The following is a 21,630-nucleotide window of genomic DNA, read 5'->3' as shown; positions in this document are numbered from 1 at the left end:
AGATTATGAGTTACATTATTGATCGACGTCTCAATGCCAAAAATAAAAGCGCTGTGAATCGCCAGCGCTTTTTACGGCGCTATCGCAATCAAATTCAAAAAGCCGTTTCCGATGCGGTAAACGAGCGTTCCATTACTGATATTGATAAAGGTGGAAAAGTCAGTATTCCCGGTCGTGATATCAGCGAGCCAATCATTCACCACGGCCAAGGCGGTTACAACGAGCGTGTATTGCCCGGCAATAAACATTTTTCGGAAGGTGACAAAATTGCGCGCCCACAAAGTGGTGAAGGGCAGGGTGGTAGTGGCAAGGCGAGTGATTCCGGTGAAGGTGAAGACGATTTTTCCTTTACTCTTTCGCAAGAAGAATTTTTGGATTTTATGTTTGATGGTTTGGAATTGCCTAATTTGGTGAAGCGGCAATTATCCGGTTTGGAAGAATTTAAAACAGTGCGAGGTGGTATTGCCAATGAGGGGCAACCGGGCAGAGTCAATATTGTCCGTACCTTGCGCTCAGCCAATATGCGTCGCTTGGCGTTAACCGGTGGTAAGCGTAGGCAGTTGCAAGCCCTGCAGTCGGAATTAGCTGAGCTAGAGCAGCTGCCCGAATCTGAGCGCGACCTTGAGCGTTATCAGGAATTGTTGGATGCAATTGCCAAAATAGAGCGATCAATTGGTAAGGTTCCGTGGCTGGATACCTTCGATCTTAAATACAATTTAATGATCAAGCAGCCCGTGCCTCGCTCCAAAGCGGTTATGTTTTGTATTATGGATGTATCGGGTTCCATGGATCAGGCAACCAAAGATATTGCTAAACGCTTTTTTATTCTTCTTTATCTATTTCTGCAACGCAATTACGAAAAAACCGAAATTGTTTTTATCCGTCATCACACCAGTGCCAAAGAAGTGGATGAGGATGAGTTTTTCCATTCACGTGAAACCGGTGGCACTGTAGTATCCAGTGCGCTTCGTTTAATGCAAGACATCATTAAAGACCGCTACTCTCCAGAGCAATGGAATATTTATGGTGCGCAAGCTTCGGATGGCGATAACTGGGGCGAAGACTCGGATGTGTGTCGCGATATATTGGCAGATGATTTATTACCGAGTTGCCAATACTTTTCCTACATAGAAATCACCAATAATGAGCACCAGGCATTATGGAATGTGTACGAAACCATCCAACAAGAATTTCCGGATGTGTTTGCATTGCAACATATTCGTGGCGTTGCCGATATTTACCCTGTGTTCCGTGAGCTTTTCCATAAGAAGGTCGCATGAAAAAACCATTATTTACAACGTCTGAATGGAATTTCGATCTTATTCAGGATGTGGATAAAGTCCTTGGCGATTTGGCGGCAGAGTTCGGTCTGGAGACATACCCTAACCAAATTGAAGTAATCAGTTCCGAGCAGATGATGGATGCCTATTCTTCAGTCGGCATGCCAATTGGTTATAGCCATTGGTCTTACGGAAAGCAATTGCTCAGCACGGAGCATTCCTACAAACGTGGGCAAATGGGCTTGGCTTATGAAATTGTGATTAACTCCAATCCTTGCATTGCATACCTCATGGAAGAAAACACCATGACGATGCAAACATTGGTGATTGCGCATGCGTGTTACGGGCACAATTCTTTTTTTAAAGGTAACTATTTATTTCGCACCTGGACAGATGCCAGTTCTATTATTGACTATTTGGTTTTTGCTAAAAACTACATCAGCAAATGCGAGGAGCGTTACGGCATCAATGCTGTTGAAGATATTTTGGATTCATGCCATGCATTAATGAATTATGGTGTGGATAGATACAAACGCCCTTATCCGATTTCGGCGCAAGAAGAGGAGCGTCGGCAAAGTGAGCGCGAAGAATATCTGCAAAAACATGTCAATGATTTATGGCGCACCATTCCTAAATCTGCCAGCGCAGCGGCGGAAAAAGATATTCCCCATTATCCCTCTGAACCACAAGAAAACATTTTGTATTTTCTGGAAAAAAATGCCCCGTTGTTGGAGCCTTGGCAGCGTGAAGTGATCCGTATTGTGCGCAAAATTGCCCAGTATTTTTATCCGCAGCGCCAAACCCAGGTCATGAATGAAGGTTGGGCCACTTTTTGGCATTACACTTTGTTAAATGAATTACATGCGCGTGGTTACGTAACCGATGGTTTTATGATGGAGTTTTTACAATCCCATACCAGTGTAATTACACAGCCATCCTATGACAGTCCTTATTTTAGTGGCATTAACCCCTATACATTAGGGTTTTCCATCATGAGTGATATTCGCCGCATGTGCGAAAGTCCAACGGATGAAGATCGTGCATGGTTTCCTGAAGTTGCGGGAACCAACTGGAAAGAAACCTTGCAGTTTGCGATGAAAAATTTCAAAGACGAGAGTTTTATTTTGCAGTTTCTATCACCCAAAGTGATGCGTGATTTGAAATTATTCAGCATTGTCGATGATGACCAGCAAGAAAAAATAAGCGTCGATGCCATCCATAACGAAAAGGGTTTTCGCAAGCTGCGTGAAAATTTGGCAGGGCAATATAATCTGGGCAATCGCGAGCCGAATATTCAGGTTTATAACGTGGAAGTCCGTGGTGACCGTTCATTGACCTTACATCACTTTATGCACAACCGCCGCCCTTTGGGCGATTCTACGCAAGAGGTGCTTAAACATTTGCATCGCCTATGGGGATTCGATGTTCATCTGCATTCAGTAGATGGCGGCGAGATTAAACAGAGTTATCATTGCCCATCAAAATCAGATTGATAGACTTTCTATTCTGTTGATGTGCGGCCCTTTCATATGATCATACTGTATGGTAACCATGCCTTATGGTAAGAATGTTGTAAAATTCACCTCAATTTCACCCTTGCATAATAATAATCCTGGTTTTCCGGGCTTCAGGTCTTTTTGTGAAAATTCTAGTAATTGAAGATAATTCCGCTATCGCTAAACAAATAGAAGAGTTTTTCTCGGGCAATCAATGGCAACTTGATTTTGCATCGACTGCCCGCCTTGGAATTAGTTTGGCTCTTGATCAAATTTATGATGTTATTTTGTTGGACTTGAATTTACCTGATGGCGATGGTCTTGATGTTTGTGCGGCGATTAAAGATAGATCCGATGTATCCCCTCCTATATTAATGCTGACTGCGCGTGACAGCTTTGAAGATAAAGTGGCAGGATTTCATAGTGGTGCCGATGATTACCTCACCAAGCCTTTTGATTTGCGTGAGCTGATACTGCGTTGTGAGGCATTAGCGCGTCGTCCGCTATTGCATCAGCCAAAATCAATGTGTCTGGGAGAATTAACGCTGGATACAAAAAGTAAAATCGCCAAGTACAAGGAGAATTATTTGGCGTTAACTGGTATTGGATACCACATTTTGGAATTGCTGGTAAAAGCCCATCCGCAACCTGTAACTCGCTCTTTTATTTCTCATCAGCTTTGGGGCGATGATCCTCCCGAAAGTGATGCACTCAAATCGCATATTTATTCATTACGTAAATCACTGGATAAAGCCTGTGGTGTTGCTGTGTTAAAAACAATAATGAATGTCGGGCTTAAGTTGGAGCTACCGCAAGAGGATTTTCAGAAAAATGACTAAGGGAAGCAGCATTCGTAAGCAGACGCTAACGTTATTGTTGGGGTTGACGTTAGGGTTAACACTGGTTTTTGGTTTGTTGGCGTTGCTGGTTGCGTTTGTTGTAGAAGATATGCTGCTGGATAATTGGATTACAGAGCAGGCAGGTTTTATAGAGCGCTATTTTGCATTGCATAACCGTGTACCAGAGCTGCCATTTGAGTTTATGCAAGTGCTTTTACCTGCAGAACAATTGCCAGATTGGGTGATGACAGCTGTAGTTCATGACGCCTTGTCTGGTGAAATATTTACACCGGATCAAACCCACTATCATTATCGACAGTTAGTGTTGGGGCAGCAAACAGGTTATTTATTAGCTGAGGTTTCAGGTTTATTGGTAGTTACCAGACAACCGGAAATTTTTAGTATTTTTTTAATTGTATTTGTTTTGGTATTACTAGTTGCTGTTGTGCTTGCTGTGCAATTTTCACGGCGTATAGTGAATCCTGTTATGCAACTAACGGATGCAGTAAAAAATGTCGATCTGGCAAAAAGTGATGCCGCGACTAAAGGTAATGAAAAAGTACAATTAAATTCAGCGGGCTTGCCCGATGAATTAATGTATCTTGCAGATCAATTGCAAACCAGCTTTGATAAACGCGACCAATTACTGCAACGCGAGAAAGAATTTTCTACCAATATCAGTCATGAATTAAGGACACCCTTGACACTATTAAAAAATATCAGCGTGTTGATTGCCCGGCGTGGATTCAAGGATAGTGACCTGGTGACTATTGATGGTGTTTGCGATCATATGCAGCGTACCGTGGATATCCTGTTCTCATTGGCACGAGCAAAGTCATTGCCTGTACAGCCTTGTCGCATTAATTCGATTTTGGAGGAGGCAATTCTAAAATGTCAGCCGTGGCTAAACCATTTTCAAATAGAGTTACACCTATCGCCTAGCGTGATGTTATCCGCTAATCCACAATTGCTGGAGTTATTGTTTATCAATTTGCTGCGCAATGCAGCAGAACATGCCAGCGAGCCATTGTTGGTTATAACCTATGCTGATGGGAAATTAGAGTTTAAAAATACCATTATTCATTGCCCCACTTTGGATGTTAGTCATCCCGGTGGGAAAAGTGAAAAAAGCAATGGCATCGGACTTGGGCTTTACTTGATTAAGAAAATAGCAGATCAATTTTGTTGTGAGTTTTCGGTTGAAACCGATAGTCAGTATTTCAAAGCTATTTTGCAATTACCCAAGACAATGGAAAGCCAGTAGCAATTCTTTATCATAAAAATATTGCAGATTTCACCTGAAATTCTCCGTCAGACATTTATTTTATCTTCTGTTATTTCATTAATAGGAGAGTGTTATGTTGAAAAAAATAGTATTCAGTCTTGCAGGTGTGTTATTGGTTGCAGGTATAGTGTTGGCTGCTTTTGTTTATTGGGCAATGGCATTTTTTCCAAATAATAGTGGGTTGGAGAAATTGCGCTCCACTAAAGCAGAAAGCTTGGCATATTTACAGTCTTCGCTGCCCCCTACTCGTGGGAAAATACTGGCAGTTGTCACCAGTGTACGCACAATCGGAACGAGTGGAAAAGTCACCGGTTATGAACTTAGCGAGCTTGCGCGTGCTTACTGGGTTTTTACAGCAAATGGTTTTGCAGTTGATATTGCCAGCCCTCAGGGTGGTGAGCCCTATGCGTTGCTGGATGAGGATGACATGGCGGAGTTTGATTACGCATTTTTAAATGATGCTAATGCCCAGCAGAAAATCAAACACACTTTCAAATTGGATCAAATTCAGCCCGATGATTATATCGTCGTGTATTTTGTAGGTGGCAAGGGTGCAATGTTTGATTTTCCCGATAATCCGGTGATCCATCATCTGGCATCACGATTTATGGAACAGGGAAAGGTGATTGCCGCGGTTTGTCATGGCCCTGCTGCATTGGTCAATATTAAAAATGCAGATGGAAGTTGGTTAGTGGCCAATAAAAAAATCAGCGCATTTACCAATGCAGAAGAACTATTGCTGATGCCTGAAGCAAAAACAGTATTTCCTTTTTTATTGCAAACCCGGTTAGAGGCGCGTGGTGCACAATTTATGGCAGGCGCTGACTATCTGGAACAGGTGATTCAACACGATAATTTGATTACTGGTCAAAACCCTTGGTCTGTGTGGTTGCTTGCGGAAAAAACGGTAAAGCAGTTGGGATACGAACCATTGCCGCGCAGATTAACGGCAGAGGAAAACAGCGTTGCGCTCTTGCAGGTTTTTCAGCAGCAGGGTTTATCTGCTGCTGAAAAAAAGATACAAAAAAGTTCAGCAGCATTTAGTGGTCAACTGGTATTGATGCATTCCTTCGTGGCTGCGATGCGTGGTAATTTGCCAGATATGTTCAAGCTGATAATACTGGCCGATAGCACGAGGGCTATTTAAATTATTTTTTCGCCATTCTTTTGCGCACCATGTGTGCATATAAAATCGCAGGAATAACCACAAATAATGTAATGGCCGATAGCATCCAAATAGAGCTTTGATGGAACAATGCCAAGCTGGCAATATCGGCTGCTTGTTCATTATTGATATGTTGTGCAAAAGGTATTGCGCCAAGTGCGGCTTCTTTGGCGATGGAGAAGCCGCCGCTGACCGCGCTTTCCCAGCCCAGTGCGGAAAACGAGCCGTAGGCTTTGTAACCTATAGCTGAAGCACCAAATCCGATAGCGCCTATGCCGATAGTGCCCATGCCCAAGAGGCCAGCACTTATGGCACCTATGCTGATAACACCAACCGAAATAATGCCGACGCTGATTGGCGCAATCGCCACTCCTCCCCACGCAAAGAGTAATCCGTAGGCGTGACTACCACCTGCTACCCAGGCAACGAGTGGCTTGTCTCCATTTTCTGCCATGCCAAAACGGAAATGAAATAACGGCACACCTGCAATACACATACGGCTTTTGTATTCGCGTTGTTTGGACCCTGGTTGATCGATGGGGTGTTGAAATGCTTCGGGATGAAACAATCGCTCCTGCATTCTTAATGTGCGCATGTCCCGTAACATTTTCACCGTAAGAATAATAAGACTGGCAACAAGTGCGGCGACCAAAAGCTGCGAGGCTATTGCGTAAAGCGCTATGTTGCCGGGATTTGTCTGTGCGCTGGTTTCGGCAAGATATTGCAGTCCTAACATTCCAACAATAAAAATTAGCGTCAAGAAAAAATAGAGCAGGGTAACGAGTACAACGCAGCGGCGTTCGCGTTTGGTGCGCGATTGGTCCAGTGCGGCCCTGAGTCCAAAAAAAGAACTCACAATGCCAGCGAATGCTGCCAGGGTTGCCAGCATTGCAGTCCATTTAAAAATAGAACTGGCTTTTGCTGCACCTGCGCTAAACGTAGCGATTTTTATGGCGGGTGCAATATCGTTAATTGCAATCAGGACGGACAAGGTAAACGCAGTGCCTTGTTTGCTTTTTGCCAGAGTATCTTCCACAAAATTTACCATGGCTTGTTGTAATAATTTGCGGCCACGCGATAGCCGTTGTTTTACTGTGTCTTCACTTAGCTCTAATTGGTGTGCAACATGTTCAATGGAACGCTGCTCGCGATAAAATAAAATCAAAGGCTCGCGATAAGTCTCCGGCATTTTTTCCAATGCTTGCCACAACAGTGCCTGCTCCTGGGCGCTGATAAGGTCATCCTCAATTTTTCCCTGCGTGTGCAGTTCGTTTTCGTGGTCATCCAGTGCGCGGGCATCGGCCGCCGGTTGGGTGACTTCTTTGCGGCGAAAGTGACTGGTTTTAAAGCGAAGAATGCCGCATAGCCAGGATTTTAATTTCTCCGGGTCACGCAAAGTATCGAGTTTTTTCCATGCCTCAATAAACGTTTCCTGGGCGATATCCTCACTGTGCTTTAAATCCCCTACGGCGGAATAGGCCAGTGCACATAGCAGATTTTGGTAGCGCGTTACTATTGCGCAAAAGGCATCCCTGTCACCTCCCAGGGAGGCCATAACCAAATCGGCATCGCTCCAATCGAACGACGGTTTTCGTCTTTTAAATAGGCTCATGGTTATTCATCTCTGGCTCTGAGCCAATAAGTGCCCGTTTTCTAAAAAAGGTGACAAGAACACGATAAAAAATGTCACCGCTCCCGAAAAAAATCAATTTTTAATCAAATAACACGAAAAATTAATTTTTTGTCACCTTTTTTTTCACTCAGGTACTTATTGGTAAGCACGGCAATGCTGTGTTTGACCCTTGCATGTTAACAGCATGTTAATTCCAGTAGCGCCTCATGGCAAAACACTCAAGATGGAGCAACCCCCATGAACAATCGTAAGGCAAGCGCGTTAATATTTATTCAACCTTTATTGCTCTCCACATTATTGGCATCTGCAAGTATCAGCTTCGGGTCTGGCATGGCTCTGGTTGTCGATGATTTTAGCAATGCCCAGCAGACCAGCTTGGGTTTTCCTCGCTATTTTGTGAATGACACTATGGCAGGTGGCAATACAACCACCGAGCAGCTGGTAGCGAAGGGCGTGATCTCTACAAAAGGTGAGATTGTTCCTCCGCGCGGCCAACCGGGTTGGGCGAGCATTGCACTGCCACTTGAAGCGCAGGGAACGCCTAAAGATAGCAGTGCCTTTGAAGGCGTTCGTCTGCTGATTAAAGTGAATAGCGGCAATCTTTCCGTTTCTGCTAACAGTACAGAGGTTTCCAATTTTGACTATCACGTCGCGCTTATTGCAGTGGCTGCCGACGGTAAATTCCATGAAGTTAAAATTCCATTTAGCGCAATGAAACGCAGTTGGTCTGAACAGACACCGCTCAATCCCAAAACGCTCAACAGCATCAGCATTACTGCCTATGACATGGCAAAAGGCAGTTTTGATTTTGCAGTCGATGAAGTGAGTTTTTATTAATTCATTCAACGTAATCATGTTGGGCGATCTTATGAATAAACCAATACTTAACAACCAGCGGCTGGATTATTTAGACGCTGCCAGAGCCTTTGCGCTGATACTAGGCATTGTGTTTCATACAAGCTTATCGTTTATGCCGATGTTTATTGGCTGGGCCGTCATGGATGTATCAACCAGTTCTGTTGTTGTGCTGTTTGTTATGATCGCCCATTCATTTCGCATGGAATTATTTTTTCTGATTGCTGGCTTTTTCAGCCATATGAGTTTCCATAACCAAGGCGGACGCAATTTCATGCGCTCGCGTTTTTTGCGCATTCTTGTACCGTTTGTAGTGGGTTGGTTTTTATTGCGACCATTGTTGATATCCGGCTGGATTATCGGCGGCGAAAGCATGCGCGGTGATGTGAATATTATGACTGGACTACAAGCGGGGTTTGCCAGTCTTGCAAATTTACCAACTGATTTATTGGTAGGCACGCATCTATGGTTTTTGTATTACCTGCTATTAATTAGCGCAACCGTTATATTGCTGCGTTTTTTATTAGGTGTATATCAACCCATACAGCAACCATTGATGAAGCTGGTCGATACTTTGATGCGATGGATGTGCAATTCGCAGCTTGCAATATTTGCGCTCGCCATTCCCACCGCCATTTGCTTGTGGTTTATGAATTACTGGAGCGTAGACACACCCGATAAAACACTGGTTCCGAATGTTCCGGTATTGTTGGTGTATGGTGCTTTTTTTATTTTCGGATGGTTGCTGCATCGTCAAGCAGAACTGATCGAACATTTTTCTCATTTTACATGGAATAAGTTTTTGCTTTGTGTAAGCGGAATAATTATCACAAGCTTGATTTACGATCTATCAGCGAAACTAACGCATCCTCACTACCAATTTTTGAAAGTCTGCTTTGTGTTCAGCCATGCCATTATGATGTGGTTGTTGGTTGCACTGACGATAGGATTGTTCAGACGCTTTTTTGCTCGCCCGAGCAAAACAATCCGCTACCTTGCGGATTCATCCTATTGGCTTTATTTAGTCCATTTGCCGATTGTTATCTACCTGCAAATTGCTTTCGCTGAATTGCCTTGGCATTGGTCAATAAAAATTGCCAGCATTTCACTACTGACGATTGTTATATCCCTTGTGATTTACGATTTACTTATTCGCTCGACAATTGTTGGGGCTATTTTGAATGGCAACTCCAAACCGCGATTTTTGTTCTATCGCCGTGAAGCCATATAAAATGAGTTTGAACTATTGGGTTGGATGATAGTCGATAAACCTTGTACTATTTCTATCTACTCTTATCTCTACCCCCTCTTTTGGATGACCCAAAAGGATTAACCTCATAATAATCAGGATTTTTTATGGATAAGCGTTTTTTGTCGTTGTTCAGTTTGATATTGCTTTGTGTTACCTCAATGTCAAATGCCCGTGAGATTGCATTGACCTTTGATGATGCACCCACGCCTGACTCAGTGTTAATGACCGGCGTTGAGCGGACCCAAAAAATTATTGCCGCATTAAAAAAAGCCAATGTGCCCGATGCGTTGATCTTTGTGAAAGCAGGCCACATAGATTCCCAAAATGCAGATCGGTTAACACAATATGCGGATGCAGGCTTTCATTTAGCAAACCACAGTTTTTCCCATCAATCTGCAGGCCAAATAGGTGTAAATGCCTACGCTGAGGATGCCTACAAAGCGCATTTAGCATTAAAATCCTTTAAAAATGTACTGAACTTTCACCGTTTTCCTTATCTCCATTATGGAAAAGATCTGGCGGATATTAACCAATTACAAGCTTTGCTGACCGAGCTTGGCTATAAAGATGGTTATGTCACTGTCGATAATTTTGATTGGTATATCAGTTCGCTTATCACCAAAGCGGCTGAAGAAAAGAAAACCATTGATTATGAAAAAGCCCGTGATTTTTATGTAAATAGTTTGTACGACTCGATTGAGTTTTATGATGCTATTGCCAAAAAAACATTAAAGCGTTCGCCTCGGCATGTGCTTTTATTGCATGAGAATGATGCAGCGGCATTGTTCATTGGTGATCTGGTAAATCATTTGCGCAGTAAAGGTTGGAAAATTATTTCGCCCCAGCAAGCCTATAAAGACACTATTGCTAAAAAATTCCCGCAAGTTGCTTTGCATAAGCAGGGCAGGGTTGCCGCTATTGCCAGCAGCAAAGGCATTCCCGATACTGAGCTGCGTCATCCATCAGAGAATGAACAATATTTGGATCAGGCTTTTGCGAAGGCAGGCGTGATTGTTAATCAATAGTCAATAATTAATAATAAACAAAGGAATAACATGTTTATCAAAAAAGCTTTTGCGTTGCTGGTGCTGGGTGTTGTCATTTTTATGAATGGCAGTTATGCAAACCAACTTCCTCCATTTGGTTATCCTGCTTATGAAACTATTAATATTCATGCAAACAGCAATAACAAAGATTATGAACTTTATGTACAGCTACCCAAGTCATATCAGGATACAAAAACGGCTTACCCGTTAATCATTGTTAATGATACTAGCTGGGCTTTTCCGATTACCAATGGTGCTATGGCATTAATGGGAGGAGCCGTTGTTAAGGAAGCGATTGTAGTGGGTATTTCCTACTCCAAAGGCGATGATCGCATGCTGAGCCGTACACGCGATTACACACCTACATTTTCACCGACAGATAAAAACGGGAGTTCTAGCCCGGCTCGTAAGGCGTCTGGTCACGCCAAAGAGTATGTCGATTTTATTGAAAGTCAGGTCATCCCTTTATTGCAGAAGAAATATCGCACTGATTCAAACAAAAGGGTTTTTGTGGGGCATTCCTACGGCGGGGTGCTCGGTACTTATATTTTATTTAAGAAGCCACATTTGTTTACTGATTACATTATCGGCAGCCCATCCCTGTGGTACGACAATCGCGTTATGTTTACGCTTGAAAAAGCCTTTGCCAAAACCCATAACCGTCTACCGGTTAATGTCGCTATGTTTGTTGGATCGCTTGAAAATGATTACTATCCAATGGTGACTGATTTATTAGCGATGGAAAAACAATTGCGCTCACGCAACTATGAAGGATTTAATTTGCATGTTGAGGTGTTGCAAGGGGAGAGTCATCACAGTGTTTTCCCCGGTCTGCTCTCCAAGGGGTTGATGGCAACCTTGCCCTTGGAAAAATAATATTCCTGATTGCGGCTGCTACTGCAGCCGCCGGAATTATCTTTTTAACTCATACACACACATATTCACCGCTGAGGCCAAATTCAGCGATTCAATTGCCCCGCAGCCTGTAACAGTAAACGCTTGTGCATTCATCGCCTGCAGTGCCTCACGCGGTACGCCGCGGGCTTCATTGCCAAACACGTAGCAGTCAAAATTTTTAAAACTGTTATCACTCAATGCTTTTCCGTTCATATCCAGTGTGGCGATAGATTTGAATCGTTCAGCCAATGATTCGACGGGTACATCCAATTCAATCGGTACATGAAAAATGGCACCCATGCTGGAGCGCACCACTTTGGGGTTATAAGGATCAACCGAGCCGGGGCTGAGCAGACAGCGGAAGTTACCGAACCAGGCGAGGCTGCGCAAAATGGTGCCTAAATTGCCGGGGTCTTGTACTTCATAGAGGTAAATGGTTTTTTCGTTGGCCGTTTGAGTGCCTGCGTTATTCAGTAAGGGCGCTACAGCGATAATCCCTTGCGGCGTTTTGGTGTCGGACAACTGCGCCATGTGTTTTTCGCTGACCAGATGTTTTTTAAACTGGCTCGGAAAATCTTTGAACTGTTCGGTCACAAATAATTCGCATTGATTCAGTGCAGGGTTAATCGCTGCCGCTTTTTCCAATTCCAGAATTAAATGTTCACCCTCCACCAAAAAATAACCGAATTCGGTGCGGTATTTTTTGTGGTGGAGTTTTTTGGCTTCATCCAGTTTTAATGACATGGCGATTAACCTTGCAGATCAGCGAGCATGGCTTTAGCAACGGCTTCAGCGACTTTAATACCATCCACACCCGCCGATAAAATTCCCCCCGCATAACCTGCGCCTTCACCGGCAGGATACAACCCGCGGGTATTCAAACTTTGCAGCGATTCGTGATCTCGGGTGATGCGCACTGGGGATGAGGTGCGAGTTTCAATACCGGTTAAGACGGCATCATCGCGATCAAAACCGCGAATTTGTTTGCCAAATTCTGGCAGCGCTTCACGAATCGCATCAATCACATAATCGGGCAGGGACGGTGCTAAATCGCCCAGTTTTACGCCGGGTTTGTAAGAGGGTTCCACTTCACCGAATTCGCTGGATGGTTTGCCGCGAATAAAATCGCCCACTAATTGCCCCGGTGCGCAGTAATCATGTCCGCCCAATTCAAATGCGCGCGATTCCAATTTTTCCTGCAGTTCGACACCTGCGAGCGGGCCGCCGGGGAAATCTTTTTCTGGTTCGATACCCACCACAATCCCCGAGTTGGCATTGCGCTCATTGCGCGAGTATTGGCTCATGCCGTTGGTCACAACACGATTGGGTTCCGATGTTGCTGCCACAACAGTTCCGCCCGGGCACATACAAAAACTGTAAACCGCGCGGCCATTTTTTGCGTGATACACCACTTTGTAATCGGCTGCGCCGAGTTCAGGGTGACCGGCGTATTTGCCGAGGCGAGCATGGTCGATCAGTGATTGCGGATGTTCAATGCGGAAACCTACGGCAAAAGGTTTTGCCTCCACATAAACGCCGCGCTCATGTAATTTACGAAAGGTATCGCGCGAGCTGTGGCCGAGTGCAAGCACCACATAGCGGCTGCGCAGTGTTTCACCGTCGGCTAGAGTAACGCCTTCAATGCGACCATTCTCGATAATAAAGTCAGTGACTTTACTTTCAAAACGCACTTCACCGCCGAGACTTTTTATTTCTTCGCGCATCGCGGCGACAACACCGGTTAAACGGAAAGTACCTATGTGCGGTTTGCTCACATACATAATTTCTTCCGGCGCACCGGCGCGCACAAATTCGTGCATCACTTTACGGCCGTAGAATTTTGGATCTTTGATTTGGCTGTAGAGCTTGCCATCAGAAAACAAACCGGCGCCGCCCTCACCAAATTGCACGTTGGATTCCGGTGTTAATACTTTATTGCGCCAGAGTGCCCAGGTGTCTTTGGTGCGTTTGCGTACATCTTTACCGCGTTCCAACACAATCGGTTTAAAACCCATTTGCGCGAGGGTCAGTGCGGCGAATAAACCGCAGGGGCCAAAACCTATCACGAGTGGTCGCTCGGTTAAATCGGCGGGCGCTTGTGCAACGGGATAATAGTTGGTGTCTGGTGCAGGGCGAATATTTTTATCATCGGCAAAACGGCTGAGAATTTTTTCCTCGTTATTCGCTTGCAAGTCGATGATATAAACAAAAGTGATTTCGCTGTTTTTTTTGCGCGCATCGTAGCTGCGTTTAAATACGGTGAAATCCAGTAAATCGGTATCTTTGATTTTCAGGCGTTTGACGATAGCCGCGCGCAGTGCTTCAGCGGGGTGATCGAGCGGCAGTTGCAGTTCGGTAATACGGATCATGATGGCTCCTGGCCGGTAACTTTCCGGCAAAAGGATGAAAGACTGGAAAAAGGGGCATTTTACGCGGCTTGGTGCACGGCTACCAGATGAACGCACCGGTTGAGTTGCACTTTTTGTCACCAAAGCTTCATGAATTTGCAATTAATTGTTCACACGTCATAACCATTCTTGCGGGCTGATTGTCTTCTTATTCAACTTTAAAGGATCAGTCCATGCAATTTGCAAAAAAAATAATCTCACTGGCCGTTATTGTCAGCTTGCCTGCCTTGATGGTTGGCTGTGGTGGCGATGATGGCAAAAACGGCACTAACGGAACCAATGGCAGTAATGGGGCTAATGGTAGCAACGGTGCAAAAAGCCTGATTAACCAAACCCTGCTGGTGGCGGGTAACAGCCAGTGCTTTAAAGGCGGCGTGAAAATTGAAAGCGGTGTTGATGCAAATAATGACAATAGTTTGCAAGCGAGTGAAGTAACGCAAACTACCTATCAGTGCGATAAGACAACTGTGAATGCACAGATGAATTTTAACCGCATTGCTACCTTTCCTGCGTGTATGCAAGTCAATGCAAGTTGCAACACCAATGATGAAACCGCTGCAGAAATTGTTGCGGCCAGCACCGATGGAATGACATTGATTTATACCGATGCACTTAAAGAGCAAATCGGTTTTACCAATATTTCCAACCCTGCGTCGCCGCAAGCCAAGGGTGTGTTGGCAATGGGTGGTGAGCCCACGTCGATTGCTGTTAAAGGTAGTTATGCGTTGATTGCGGTAGATACTTCTGCTGATTTTATTAATGCCTCTGGCGATTTTGTTGTTGTCGATATTGCAACCCAAACTATTGTGCATAGACGCAGCATTGGTGGGCAGCCGGACTCAGTCGCAATCAGTCCTGATGGAAAATACGCTGCTATTGTGATTGAAAACCAACGCGATGAAGATTTGAACGATGGCCTTCCGCCACAATTGCCAGCAGGAAAATTGGTGGTGGTTGATTTGACGGCGGCTACACCTGCTAATTGGACAACACGCGATGTTAACTTGACCGGCATTGCGACATTGTATGCGGCAGATCCGGAGCCGGAATTTGTCGATATCAATACCGATAATATTGCTGTAGTAACCTTGCAAGAAAATAACCATATTGCGTTGGTTGATTTGGCGACGGCTACGGTAGCAAATCATTTCACCGCTGGCGCAGTGGATATGGTGAATGTTGACCTCACCGATAATCGCCCCGCAGTGATTAAACCTGTCGAAATAAAAAATGCACAACTGCGCGAGCCCGATGGCGTAACCTGGATTAACAACGATTATTTTGCCACCGCAAACGAAGGCGATTTGAATGGCGGCAGCCGTGGTTTTACGGTGTTTAATAAGCAGGGGCAAGTCGTTTGGGATTCAGGTTCATCGCTGGATGATATGGCAATTCGCTTTGGCCATTATCAGGACCGTCGCTCCGATGCCAAAGGCAATGAGCCAGAAAATATTGAAATGGGTGTGTTCGGTGGCGACCGTTATTTGTTTGTGAATTCCGAGCGTTCCAGTGTGATTTTTGTTTACGATGTTGCCGATCCGACCAAGCCAGTATTCAAACAAGTATTGCCCGCCAGTGCCGCACCAGAAGGTGGTTTGGCGATTCCATCGCGCAATTTATTTGTAGTTGCATCGGAGAGCGATATTCGCAGCGCAGCTATCCGCGCCGGTTTGAATATTTACAACTACAACGTGAAAACGCAGCAATATCCTACCGTTCAATCGGTTAATCGCCCCGATGGCAACCCGATTCCCTGGAGCGCACTCTCTGCACTCGCCAGCGATACCAATAACCCCGATATTCTCTATTCAATTGAAGACAGCTTCTTTGGCCAGAACAGAATTTTCACTTTGGATGTGAGCAGCAAGCCAGCACTGATTGTGGGCGAAACTAAAATCATGGACACCAACAATGTGTTTGCCAATTCCGGTGTGAACGCACATTTGGCGAGCGTGACCAATGCTGAATTAGCGGCGATGATCAATGCTGACAAATCAGTGAATATCGATCCGGAAGGTTTGGCAAAAGCGGCTGATGGCGGTTTCTGGATTGCATCCGAAGGTTCAGGTGCTGCTGCAAGCGCAGTCTCTATGAATTTAATTTTTAAAACCGATAACAACGGCGTGATTGAATCAGTAATTCATTTACCTGCAGCAGTGAATGCGTTGCAAATCAATAATGGTTACGAAGGTATTGCGGAATACAACAACAGTTTGTATCTCGCGTTCCAGCGTGCGTGGGCGGGTGAGACTAATCCGCGTATTGGTATTTATGATCTGGCTACCAAAACCTGGAGATTTGTGTATTACCCATTGGATGCGTACAGCTCGCAATATGCCGGTGGTTGGGTGGGGTTGTCGGAAATTACATCGCTTGGCAATGGTGAATTTATGGTCCTGGAACGCGATAACCGTGGTGGCCTGGATGCATCCATCAAGCGTTTGTACAAAATCAATCTGCAAGCAGTAAATGATGGTGATGTGATCACCAAAACCTTGATCAAAGATATCAAGCCCGTGTTGGGTTCAACCACAGGCACCCTGTTGGAAAAAGTGGAAGGCACAGCCGTAACACTGAAGGGGGATGTGTATATCGTTACTGATAATGACGGTGTGAATGATCACAGCGGTGAAACCCAACTGATTAATCTGGGGCGCTTGTTTTAATTAACGTCTCTGCGTTACTTCAAGGGAGCTTCGGCTCCCTTTTTTGTTGGCCGGAAATCTGATTGCATAAATTTTGGTATTACCTATAATACCAAATATGATTCCATCAATTGTGATAGATACCAATGTATTGGTTGCTGCCCTCAAGTCCCGCTTGGGTGCGTCCTTTAAGTTGCTGATGGCGCTGCCATCCGCTAGTTATAACCCCTGTTTATCCGTACCCCTGTTTGTGGGGTATGAGTCGGTATTAAAACGGCCTGAATTGTTGCCACATCTATCGACGGATGAGATCGACGCGGTATTGAACTACGTGTTGAGCCGCGCCAGCATCCACGAAATTTTCTTTCTATGGCGCCCGTTTCTGAAGGACCCAAAAGATGATTTGGTATTGGAAGCTGCAGTAGCGTCGCAGAGCCAATATCTGGTGACGTTTAATCTGCGTGACTTTGCTGATGTTGAAAAACAGTTTGGCATTAAAGTGGTTACTCCCCAAGAATTTTTACACGAGCAGAGGTTGATATGAGTACGCTGAGTTTGCGTTTGCCTGATTCTGTTCACGAGCAAATTAAATTGCTCGCCAAAAAAGATGGCATATCGATTAATCAGTTTGCGGCATCGGCGATTGCCGAAAAAATGGCGGCCTATCTCACTGAAGAATATTTAAAAAAGCGTGCGGCCAATGGTAGCGAGCAAGCATTTTTAAGTGCGATGGACAAAATACCTGCCACTGAACCTGCTGCTGAAGATAAGTTGCCCTAACGGATGTGATGTATATCTGCATGCGATACGGCACAGAATGTTTTAAACGCCTCATAAAAGTGAAACCCTGGTTTTAATATGGCTAGATCCAAAAGCAGTAACCGTTGGTTGGAAGAACACGTCAACGATCCCTATGTGAAAAAAGCCCAGGTGGATGGCTATCGCGCGCGCGCGGCTTACAAACTCATCGAATTAAATGAAAAAGACAAACTGATTCGCCCCGGCATGATGGTGGTGGATTTGGGGTCGGCGCCGGGTAGCTGGTCGCAAATTGCGGGGCGTTTGGTGGGTGTGAAGGGCAGGGTAATTGCGTCCGATATTTTGCCGATGGATTCGCTGGAGCACGTGGATTTTATTCAGGGCGATTTCACCGAAGAAGCGGTGTTTAACCAGATTATGGAAAAGCTCGGCGGCAACCGCGCGGATGTGGTGATTTCTGACATGGCGCCCAATATCAGCGGTGTGGATGCGGTGGATCAGGCGTCTTCTATGTATTTGGTTGAGCTGGCGCTGGATATGGCGCGCAGCGTGTTAAAACCCAAGGGCGATTTTGTCGCAAAAGTTTTTCACGGCGAAGGTTACGATGATTACGTGAAAGACGTGCGCACGTCATTCGATAAAGTGGTGATTCGCAAGCCCGATGCCTCGCGCCCGCGTTCGCGCGAAGTGTATGTGGTGGGTAAGGGTTTTAAGGGGTAATGTCGCCCCGTTCTTGATTCTGTATGCTATTGATTAAGCAAAAGCGCCTTGATGGTTTCATCAATATGTTTTGATAAATCGATTAACAAGGCGCGATGCCCCTCGGATAATTCGCGTTCCATTTCCCTGGCTTTATCCACCAGTGATTGAAGTTGCTCCTCCGCTTTTATGCGTTGCGACATAATATAGTCTGCGTCATTTTCCGAAAGCGATGCCCCCAAATGTTCGATGAGCATCTCACTGGTTTCTTTGTCAGGATCGGGCGCAGCAGGAAGATCCCCCAGTTCGCGGATAGCGGCAGCCAATTGTTCGCTTAAGTCGGTGCGTTGGTTGGTAATGCTGCGAAACAACGTGATTTTATCTTCATCACCAATCAACTCGCATGCCGCTTCATAATGGTCGATGCTTGCGCGACAAGCGACTAACAATTCATTAAGTGCAACTTCAGTGTCTGAAAGAATATAAAACATGGTCTGCTCCTGATGTCCTGTCATGATGTGGCTTGTCATGAATGCCATGTATCAATCGGGTGATGGCCTGATGACTTCCAGTGCCTGTGGAATAACCTTAAATACAGCAGGTGTTTTAGCGATGAGTTCTCCATCGGCAATAATATCTTTGGGTTTGCGGGTGGTTATTTCAATGTGCTGCCCTGAAACGGTAAAGGTTTCCTGCATGTAATGGTGTTTTCCGTAGCGCAGAAAAAACGTATAGCTCAGCAATTTCCATAAAGTAGAGGGTGGAAGGCTGTACAGGCAGAGTGTGCCGTCATCAATTTCGGATTTTTCATCAACTACATTGCCGCCTCCGTAATAACGGCCATTGCCGACTGCGATTTGGATGGAATGTAAATAGTGCGTTTTTCCATCCACGTGAAGAGCGACACGAAACGGGCGGCTTTTTTTAAACGCCGCAAAGGCTGCTTTCAGATAACTGAATACCCCCCAGGTTTTTTTCACTTGCGGCGTTAATTCACTTGTCACCTTAACGCCCAGTCCGATATGCGCAACATTAAAAAAATAATGATTATTGATCACGCCTAAATTAATTCTGCTTCTGTGGTTATCCACAATAACCTGGAACGCACCCGATAAAGTGGCGGGAATATTCAACGAGCGAGCAAGATCATTTGCAGTGCCCAGTGGCAATATGGCAAAGGGGAGCTGATGTTTATATAAACTTGCTGCAGCGCTGCTGATGGTGCCATCCCCACCGCCCAGAATAACCAGCTGGATCTGCTGCGCGTGATCTTCGATGTGCTGGACAGTCTGCTGCGCACTGGATGTTTTTTTCTGGATAACCTGTATCCCATTATTGGCCAGTAGCCCCAAACCGTCTGCGATATCGGCAGTATCGCCGCTGCGGCTATTGGAATTCAAAATCAGCAGTGCTGTTGTATGGTGTGGTGTTACGGGTGAATCCACAGCGAAATATCCTTGTATGAATCGATGTCGTTTAAGCCGGTTGTTTTTTACATAATCGTTTGTAAACGGTTCCCGATTTATTTCTGGTTTGTGTCTGATTTGCGTATAAAAGAACAGTTGCTCAGGCTCAATAACCGGACTGGATGTTATCAAGCAAGTAATCTGCCATTCGATGGGTGCCAATGCAATTAAAGGTTTTGCCTTGCTTGCCGATAATCAAAAGGAAATCGATGGAGTCTATTTTATGGAAGTCACACCTGCGCTTGGTCTTATGTACAGTGTTCCCACTACCGTTGCTGGAGCAACCGGTGAATCTGCTGTTGGTCTGGCTGCCCGGCATCCAGCGAATACTGCACAGATAATTTCACCTACTGCAGTTTCACCTCCAGCAGTTCCATCTCAGGCAGTTCCATCTCCATCAGCGCCATCGTCAATACCCTCATCATCAACACCATCATCAATCGTGACCTTGGGGCGCACATTTGAGCCTCCACAAACCTATGTCGAGCCTGTGATTGTTCATCTGCTGCGCGATAAAAGCCCCACTGGCCCTGCGGCAACGGCGACATCACAAGCGTTGATGCAATCGTTCAATCAACTCAGCGATAAAAAAATTATTTTTACGCCGAGTAATTTGCTCAGCAAAGTGGGTGCGCTAAGCCGTGAGACCACTGAGTATCGCAATGAAGTGCGGAAATTTTATGTTCCCTACAATACTGCGGTTGAGAAATTCGAGCCGGATTTTTCCAAAATATCGGGCACGCGTGAGGAATCAGTCTTCCTCACCATAAAAACCAAAGAAGGCGATAGTATCCAGATCCAATTCAGCCGTAATACATCGGGCCGGGAAACAGCACAGTTGGAATTCTCTTTTACCGTCGATGGTGAATTGTCTGAGCAAGAGCAAAATGCGTTGGAAAAATTGGCTGCGAAATTGGGTGAAATGGGCGATGAATTTTTTCGCACCGACACAGCAGAATTGCGCGGCCTGAAGGATATAGACACAGACACTATCCACTATTTCAAACTCACCTTGCAGCGCCCCGATCCTGAAAATGACACCTATGTTGAACACACCTATGAATTTACTGTAGATGAAGTTGCACAAACCCAGCATTTGGTTGCGGAAGATGTGCGCGGTTATGAAGTGGATATCAAAACCCAGCTGCAAACACTCGCTATAGAGAGCACGCTGGAGCATGAGCTGCTGCAACAATATATTGATTTAATCAGCCGTTCGGCAGATGAAAGCGATACACCCAATGCTTCCAAGCGTTTTATGATGGATGCATTTGAATCGTTATTTTCGGAGTTTATTGCCGTTGGCCCCACGCAAAAGGAGCAAGATCCCGATATTGGGAAAGCAGAGTCTGCACTGGCCGCGTTTGATTCCGGACTGCCAGATTTTAAAGCCACTTTTCGTTCGCCTGTACTGCATAATCCTGGCTTTTATGTACAAGCCGCCGCAATGGTGTTAACGCTGGAGCAGGAGACCCGCACAGAACAAAATGGTGACAACTTACTGGTTAAACAAGAGACTCGTTATGAGTTGTCCAATAGCCATTTTGAATTTTTCCCCAAAGCGTATTTGGACGATCTGGGTGGTAATTACACCTATACCACTGAACACGAAGAAGGTAGCACCAGCCGCGTTTTATCCATGACCAATGACCGCGTGAATAATATATGGATTGAGCAGGATGCCAGCAGGGAAAAACAAACAAGTCAGTTTGTGAATTACACCTTGGCCGATCAGGAGGAATATTCCTATAGCGACAGGCGCGTGCAGGAATTTGCAGAATTGCTGGAAAAGTTGCAGGGAAATAATCAGCGCACAGCGGTAGAAGAGTTATTGCACTCAAGTAAAGACAGATTGTTTTTGGGAATTGTTTAACGCATTAGCGGAATCAAATAACGGGGCATAAG

Annotated in this window: 19 protein-coding genes; 14 read left to right on the top strand and 5 right to left on the bottom strand. The window is 45.1% G+C overall.

Annotated elements, in window-relative coordinates:
- Positions 1-5: 5 nt before the first annotated feature.
- From B2739_RS07825 to B2739_RS07805, 5 genes are all read left to right on the top strand, one after another.
- A complete protein-coding gene (locus tag B2739_RS07825; RefSeq protein WP_331345308.1) occupies positions 6-1,280 on the top strand; it encodes a YeaH/YhbH family protein in 1,275 nt (424 codons plus the stop codon).
- A complete protein-coding gene (locus tag B2739_RS07820) occupies positions 1,277-2,773 on the top strand; it encodes a SpoVR family protein (protein ID WP_331345307.1) in 1,497 nt (498 codons plus the stop codon). The genes B2739_RS07825 and B2739_RS07820 overlap by 4 nt, the downstream gene beginning before the upstream one ends.
- A 146-nt stretch (positions 2,774-2,919) precedes the next feature.
- The gene (locus B2739_RS07815) at positions 2,920-3,615 is read left to right on the top strand and encodes a response regulator transcription factor (protein WP_331345306.1); all 696 of its coding nucleotides are present in this window, start codon (positions 2,920-2,922) and stop codon (positions 3,613-3,615) included.
- Positions 3,608-4,879, top strand: a complete 1,272-nt coding sequence (locus B2739_RS07810) for a HAMP domain-containing sensor histidine kinase (protein ID WP_331345305.1) — start codon at positions 3,608-3,610, stop codon at positions 4,877-4,879. Before B2739_RS07815 ends, B2739_RS07810 begins: the two co-directional genes overlap by 8 nt.
- Before the next feature lie 94 nt (positions 4,880-4,973).
- Positions 4,974-6,047 carry a type 1 glutamine amidotransferase domain-containing protein gene (locus tag B2739_RS07805; RefSeq protein WP_331345304.1) on the top strand — a complete coding sequence of 358 codons (1,074 nt, stop codon included), beginning with the start codon at positions 4,974-4,976 and terminating at the stop codon, positions 6,045-6,047.
- Between the two features lies 1 nt (position 6,048).
- On the opposite strand, the gene B2739_RS07800 is transcribed toward B2739_RS07805, so the two are convergent.
- The gene (locus B2739_RS07800) at positions 6,049-7,677 is read right to left on the bottom strand and encodes a sigma-70 family RNA polymerase sigma factor (RefSeq protein WP_331345303.1); all 1,629 of its coding nucleotides are present in this window, start codon (positions 7,675-7,677) and stop codon (positions 6,049-6,051) included.
- Between the two features lie 258 nt (positions 7,678-7,935).
- Here B2739_RS07800 and B2739_RS07795 point away from each other — a divergent pair, with 258 nt between their 5' ends.
- The 4 genes from B2739_RS07795 to B2739_RS07780 all read left to right on the top strand — a co-directional run bounded on the left by B2739_RS07795 (position 7,936) and on the right by B2739_RS07780 (position 11,727).
- The gene (locus B2739_RS07795; protein WP_331345302.1) at positions 7,936-8,535 is read left to right on the top strand and encodes a CIA30 family protein; all 600 of its coding nucleotides are present in this window, start codon (positions 7,936-7,938) and stop codon (positions 8,533-8,535) included.
- A gap of 31 nt (positions 8,536-8,566) precedes the next feature.
- On the top strand, positions 8,567-9,784 hold the full coding sequence (locus tag B2739_RS07790; protein ID WP_331345301.1) for an acyltransferase family protein: 1,218 nt from the start codon (positions 8,567-8,569) through the stop codon (positions 9,782-9,784).
- 125 nt (positions 9,785-9,909) lie between these two features.
- Positions 9,910-10,830, top strand: a complete 921-nt coding sequence (locus B2739_RS07785; protein WP_331345300.1) for a polysaccharide deacetylase family protein — start codon at positions 9,910-9,912, stop codon at positions 10,828-10,830.
- Positions 10,831-10,860: 30 nt separating this feature from the next.
- Positions 10,861-11,727 (top strand): alpha/beta hydrolase, encoded by an 867-nt coding sequence (locus tag B2739_RS07780; RefSeq protein WP_331345299.1) that lies wholly within the window; start codon positions 10,861-10,863, stop codon positions 11,725-11,727.
- Positions 11,728-11,763: 36 nt separating this feature from the next.
- On the opposite strand, the gene B2739_RS07775 is transcribed toward B2739_RS07780, so the two are convergent.
- The gene (locus B2739_RS07775; RefSeq protein ID WP_331345298.1) at positions 11,764-12,492 is read right to left on the bottom strand and encodes an RNA methyltransferase; all 729 of its coding nucleotides are present in this window, start codon (positions 12,490-12,492) and stop codon (positions 11,764-11,766) included.
- Between the two features lie 5 nt (positions 12,493-12,497).
- Complete coding sequence (locus tag B2739_RS07770; RefSeq protein WP_331345297.1) at positions 12,498-14,117, bottom strand: NAD(P)/FAD-dependent oxidoreductase; 1,620 nt, start codon at positions 14,115-14,117, stop codon at positions 12,498-12,500.
- 212 nt (positions 14,118-14,329) lie between these two features.
- Between B2739_RS07770 and B2739_RS07765 the strand changes: the two genes are divergently transcribed.
- The 4 genes from B2739_RS07765 (at position 14,330) to rlmE (ending at position 18,280) form a co-directional block, all read left to right on the top strand.
- Positions 14,330-16,822, top strand: a complete 2,493-nt coding sequence (locus B2739_RS07765) for an esterase-like activity of phytase family protein (RefSeq protein WP_331345296.1) — start codon at positions 14,330-14,332, stop codon at positions 16,820-16,822.
- A gap of 97 nt (positions 16,823-16,919) precedes the next feature.
- Positions 16,920-17,345: a putative toxin-antitoxin system toxin component, PIN family gene (locus B2739_RS07760; protein ID WP_331345295.1), complete on the top strand. Its 426-nt coding sequence runs from the start codon at positions 16,920-16,922 to the stop codon at positions 17,343-17,345.
- Complete coding sequence (locus B2739_RS07755; protein ID WP_331345294.1) at positions 17,342-17,581, top strand: toxin-antitoxin system HicB family antitoxin; 240 nt, start codon at positions 17,342-17,344, stop codon at positions 17,579-17,581. The genes B2739_RS07760 and B2739_RS07755 overlap by 4 nt, the downstream gene beginning before the upstream one ends.
- A 78-nt stretch (positions 17,582-17,659) precedes the next feature.
- Positions 17,660-18,280 carry a 23S rRNA (uridine(2552)-2'-O)-methyltransferase RlmE gene (gene rlmE / locus B2739_RS07750; protein ID WP_331345293.1) on the top strand — a complete coding sequence of 207 codons (621 nt, stop codon included), beginning with the start codon at positions 17,660-17,662 and terminating at the stop codon, positions 18,278-18,280.
- A 26-nt stretch (positions 18,281-18,306) separates the two neighbouring features.
- Here rlmE and B2739_RS07745 read toward each other — a convergent pair whose 3' ends face one another.
- Both B2739_RS07745 and B2739_RS07740 read right to left on the bottom strand, forming a co-directional pair.
- The gene (locus B2739_RS07745; RefSeq protein WP_331345292.1) at positions 18,307-18,750 is read right to left on the bottom strand and encodes a hypothetical protein; all 444 of its coding nucleotides are present in this window, start codon (positions 18,748-18,750) and stop codon (positions 18,307-18,309) included.
- A 51-nt stretch (positions 18,751-18,801) separates the two neighbouring features.
- Positions 18,802-19,704 (bottom strand): lipid kinase, encoded by a 903-nt coding sequence (locus B2739_RS07740; RefSeq protein ID WP_331345291.1) that lies wholly within the window; start codon positions 19,702-19,704, stop codon positions 18,802-18,804.
- Between the two features lie 244 nt (positions 19,705-19,948).
- Here B2739_RS07740 and B2739_RS07735 point away from each other — a divergent pair, with 244 nt between their 5' ends.
- Positions 19,949-21,598: a hypothetical protein gene (locus B2739_RS07735; protein ID WP_331345290.1), complete on the top strand. Its 1,650-nt coding sequence runs from the start codon at positions 19,949-19,951 to the stop codon at positions 21,596-21,598.
- Positions 21,599-21,630 lie beyond the last annotated feature (32 nt).

The organism is Cellvibrio sp. UBA7661 (assembly GCA_002483365.1).
GTDB lineage: Bacteria > Pseudomonadota > Gammaproteobacteria > Pseudomonadales > Cellvibrionaceae > Cellvibrio.
Note: the sequence above shows the minus strand (reverse complement) of the source record. Positions and strands in the feature narration are given on the sequence as shown.